Below are 4888 nucleotides of genomic sequence, written 5' to 3' on the forward strand. Positions count from 1 at the left end.
GTGTCTGCGTGCCATGATTCGTGAATTTCCTCCTGTGTCCATTCTCGGACACAAAACTCACATAAACACCGGACTCCTACACGGGACCCCAACCATTGGGACGCAACATTTGAACGTAGTCTGCCGGACCCTATCCGTGGGTTCAACGCACGAAGAGAATTGATTGCTGCGAGGCATAGACAAGCGACGGCGGGAAAAGTTGTAGCGGAGCTGAAGTTTGTCTTTTGGCAGAAAATGTTCACTCAGCGATTCGATGGTCGACTTTGGGACAGTCACCTCTTGGCACTCTTCCCTAACTCGAACGTAAGCGGAGTGGGGTCCCTTAGGGCCCGCATCTATTCAGATCTGGAAGTGATTCGCGGCCTTCGCAACCGTATGGCACACCATGAACCCATCTTGCACCGAAACTTGGAAGATGATTTGGCTCAAATAGTGGATCTATTGGAGCTGCGGTCTGTTACTTTAGCGGCTTGGATACGGTCACGGAACCAGGTGACGTCGCTTATTTCTACGAAGCCGTAGCTCTGGGGTCATCGACCAACTAGTTCGGGCCCAGTCATGACTAGATGAGTTTGATGAGGACCACGGCGCGGCCGGGTAGAACAATAAAGGACTGACACCATTCGGGTGACACCACAGTTTCTCTGCACCCAGGATCGACCCGGCCGCCCTGTTCCTGGAAACTTCTGTGTGTGGATCGAAAGATGGACGCCCACTCAAGTAAGTGTCTTGCAATCCATGGGATGAGAGACAACCTCGCGAGACAGCAGCAACTCCATACAGTTTCGGTCTTTGAGGTGTCTTGCCACCATGTATTGCAACCCACTGTTAGGTTTGGTGACATGAACATTGGTTGCAAGACACTCTTGGGGATCTCGTGACAAAACTGATTGGGTATGCCCGAGTTTCCACCAGGGCGCAGGATGCGGACCGGCAGGTCCGGGACCTGTTGGCCGCGGGCGTCCGCCGTGACGACCTATATATAGACCATGGAGTCAGCGGCGCCAGGGCATCCCGCCCGGGATTCACCCGGGCGTTGGATGCCCTGCATGAGGGCGACACTTTGGTGATCACCACCTTGGATCGGCTCGGCCGGTCCACGGTGAACATGCTTGGTCTGTCCGAGGCCCTGCGTGCCAGAAGAGTGAATCTGAGGGTCTTGAATCTGGGCGGCGGGAATGTGGATACCGGCACCCCGATGGGCTCCATGGTCTTCACGGTCATGGCTGCCCTGGCCCAAATGGAACTGGAAATCAAACGCGAACGCATCAACGACTCCGTCTCCAAGCGCCGTGCGGCAGGCAAGGATCTCGGCGGGCGGCGGCAGCAGTTCAGTGACAGTCAAATCCGTAACGCCCGCCGCCTGATCGAGGCAGGTGAGCCGGCCACCCACGTGGCCCGAGACCTGGGCATGTCCCGGGCTACCCTGTACCGAAGGATGGCTGAACTCGACGCCCGTGAGTGGGTAAGCAGCGCTGAAATCTAGTTGTTCATCTCCGCCAGTTGTAGCGTTGGAGCCGTCGTCACCGGGTAGTTTAGCTGACGGGCATTTGCAAAATGCTGGTGCCAACATCGACATAGCAATGTCCGCGGCGGGCAAGCGGTGGCAGCGCGTCGCGCTGCGGGACAGGCGTAAACTCGAACGGGTTAAGAACGGAATGAGCCGCTAAGAGCGTACATTCGACATCGGTGGCAAGCTAGGGGAGTTTCTGACAACAAGGATGACTCCCTAGGATCTGGATCACAGTGTGAACTAGACTTCACATAGATATGGATAGCTACATCAAGTATTGTCTGTAATGTAAGATGTGGTGAATATTTTAGGAATTATGTTTTCATATTACGTATGCCTCGCAAGTCAGCATGCGTTTTTCTAGATCTTTCCCGATATCCTCGCGCCTTACCGTTACGGATCAGACTAACACCGTTGTTACTTTCCTGATCGGCACATCACCACCTGAAGGGCATTAAATCAGACTATGATCCAACCCAAAATGAACTCCGGTTCCTCTCATTCTGCTCGTACGCTCAAAGCATCTCTGTGGTTTGTGGTGGCGCTATGTGTTGCGTCATGGATAATCTTCTTTTTTGTGGCCTCTAGCACGAGTTCTTGGCCATCCCCTGCCCTTCCGGGCATTTGTACCGCCGTCTTAATCTATTCAATCTTTAATTATAGGCGTAAGCGTTAAAGTTTCTACCAATTTCAACGGTCTTGCGCAACTATTCATAAATGGAGGCGGCTAAAAGCTATAAGGCCGGTACTAGACTAATTTCCTAGTACCGGCCCCATTTTTAGCGTTTGCCAGTTATTTGCCCTACTGCCGCTCCGAGTAGCCCTCCTCCGACTCCTTCCAGGCACGCATTCCCTGCATCTGCCAAGCCGAAGTCCTGATCGTCAGCCGCAGCTGTTGCCCCCGCGCCTGCCGCGCCTCCCAGACAACCGCCAACAGCCGCACCAATCATCACGGAGCCTACTGTGCCTGCCACAGGTGCCGCCGCTCCTGCTACCAAAAAGCCAAACCCGGTACTGATTGTGCGGTCAATCGATTCCCCAAGAACACCTCCAAAAAAACTGAGGCCTGATACATCGCTATTAGTAACGGGATTGTTTCCCGCATAACTGTAATGCGGGTCCTGACCTGAAGGATCTAGCTGAGTGAATCTTCCGATGGCCGGGTTGTAGTATCGCGCTCCGAATTTGGTGTAGCCGGTGGCCGCGTCCTTGTATCCGGAGACGTACTGGTAGGAGTTGTTGCCGGCTTGGGCGCCTGACTGGGTGGTGTTTCCCCAGGCGTCGTAACTGTAGGTTGCTGCCTTGGCCTGGTTGGCGTCGGTGAGGAGGATGACGGACCCAAGTGCGTCTGTTGTGTAGTAGAAGCTGGCGCCGGCGCTGTTGCGCATGCTGACCAGTTTCCCGTCAGGGTCCCTGATGAACGATGTGGTGGCACCGTTGGTGGTCTGGGTGGTGACGCCGAGGCTGCCGTTGAGGAAGCTCGTGTTCCCTGAGACAGTGCGTTCGTCGTTGCGGAGCCCGGCATAGGCAAAGCTCGTCGTGGTACCGGAAACAGTTGCCGACGTGAATTGATCGAGCGCGTTGTACGCGGAGGTGTTTGTTCCGGCCTTCGTGGTGTTGCCGTTCGTGTCATAGGTGTAGGTTGTGGCTCCGGCCGGCGCCGAGGCGCAGGAACCCGTTGAGGCGGCGGTCCAGCAAAGTTGATCAGCTGCGTTATGTACGGAGGTCAGCGTGGGTTTGCCTGTTTTGGTTGCGCTGGTCCGGTTACCGTTCTTGTCATAGACCCAGGTCTCGGTTACGGCACCCAGGGTGGCTTCCTTGAGCCGGTTACGAGTGTCATACACGTACTTGGTCAGAGCATTCGCCTCGGTTTTTACAGTTTTCTGCAGAGAACCATCTTTGCCCGCCTCACCCAAGGTATAGGTGTAGGCACGCGAGGTTAGGACAGCGCCGGCGGAGTTATTGGCCCGGGTCTCGGTGACCCGTCCCGCGTTGTCGAAGACCGTGGTGTTCTTGACGCCGTTGGGATAGGTCGTGATGGTGCGCCGGTTGCTCTTGTCGTAGCCAAAACCAACACATTTGGTGGTGTTGGGGAAGGCCGGTGTTGCCGGGCAGGAACCGCCGGGCTCAGCCAGGGCGGTCAGTCGGTTCGCTGCGTCGTAGCGGTAGCCGATCGTGCCGGTCGGATCGATGAAGGACAGAATATTTGATGCCCCGTCATAGGTAAGGCTTGTGGTCGTTGTTCCAACAGTCTTAGCCGTTGATCGGTTCTGCTGATCGTAGGCGTAGGTCGTGGTCCCCGAAGCGTCGACGCGCTTGGTCAGATTTCCGTTGCCGTCGTACGTGTAGGTAACGCAGGTCGCAGGAACACAGGTGGATGCGTAGCGGACCTGCTGAATACGGTTATTGGCGTCATAGGTGTAGGTGGCTGTCTGGTTCTTCCCGTCCTTGCTGGTAGCAACCCGGCCTGCTGCATCATAGGTATTGACGATGGCACCAAGGGGTGCAGGACGGATGATCGAAGCAACATTTCCCTGAGCATCGTAGGTGTAGGTGGTCGCGTTTCCGTTACCGTCCGTTGTCTTGCACAGCGATCCCGGCTTAGCACCGCAGGAGGTTCCCGCAACGTCGCCCTGATAGTAGTTGAAGACAATGGCCTTCAACTTCGGATCGCTGCCGCCGCTTTCGGTTTTGCTGGGTGCGTTGGTATTGGCGTCGTAGAAGATGTTGGTGATATTTTCTTCGCTGTCCGTGGAACTGGCCGGCTGGTAATTCGACAGCGGATCTCCGGGCATGGAGTTGTAGGTGAATGACCGGTCTCCGCCGGTGCCGCCGGCCGCGCCTGCCGGGGAGGTGACTTTGGTGAGGCTGTTCCCGGTGTTGTACTGGGCGGTTGTGGTGTTCCCCAGTCCGTCCGTTGAAGCCGTTCTGTTGTCGTGGCCGTCAAAAGTTCCGGCAGCGTTGTTCCCGTTGGGGTCCTTCACGGAAGTAACCTGGCGGACATTGTTATAGGTGTAGGTGGAGACCTTGCTGTTCGGATCCGTCAAAGTCGTAGTCGTGGCGTTGACGTAAGCCGGGGTGTAGACGCTCTGAACCGGTGTCCCGGCCGCATAGGTGATTTTTGAGACCCTCTTCGAGGCGTCATATTCATACGTAGTCTTTGACTGCCGGGCGTCCGTGACGGCCGAGAGTTTCCCGGCCGAGTTGTATGCCAGTGCGGTGACTGCACCGGTTGCATCGGTGATCTTGGAGAGCCTGCCGCTGCCTGCGTTGTATTCCAGTGGCCTTGACCCCGGATGGTGGACAGGGGCTAAGCGGCGAGGTCGATCCCTGCGCCCTGTGATGAGTATTCCAGCTCAAAGTCCACGGGGCTGA

General features: G+C 56.3%; 2 protein-coding genes. One reads left to right on the forward strand and one right to left on the reverse strand.

The window, feature by feature from the left end; translation table 11 throughout:
- The first annotated feature begins 877 nt into the window (after positions 1-877).
- Complete coding sequence (locus ABIB35_RS18630; RefSeq protein WP_354183230.1) at positions 878-1486, forward strand: recombinase family protein; 609 nt, start codon at positions 878-880, stop codon at positions 1484-1486.
- Between the two features lie 806 nt (positions 1487-2292).
- Here the strand turns inward: ABIB35_RS18630 and ABIB35_RS18635 are convergent.
- On the reverse strand, positions 2293-4560 hold the full coding sequence (locus ABIB35_RS18635) for an RHS repeat domain-containing protein (protein ID WP_354183231.1): 2268 nt from the start codon (positions 4558-4560) through the stop codon (positions 2293-2295).
- Between the last annotated feature and the right edge of the window lie 328 nt (positions 4561-4888).

It is taken from the genome of Arthrobacter sp. UYP6, assembly GCF_040547315.1.
In the GTDB taxonomy this organism is placed as follows: domain Bacteria; phylum Actinomycetota; class Actinomycetes; order Actinomycetales; family Micrococcaceae; genus Arthrobacter_B.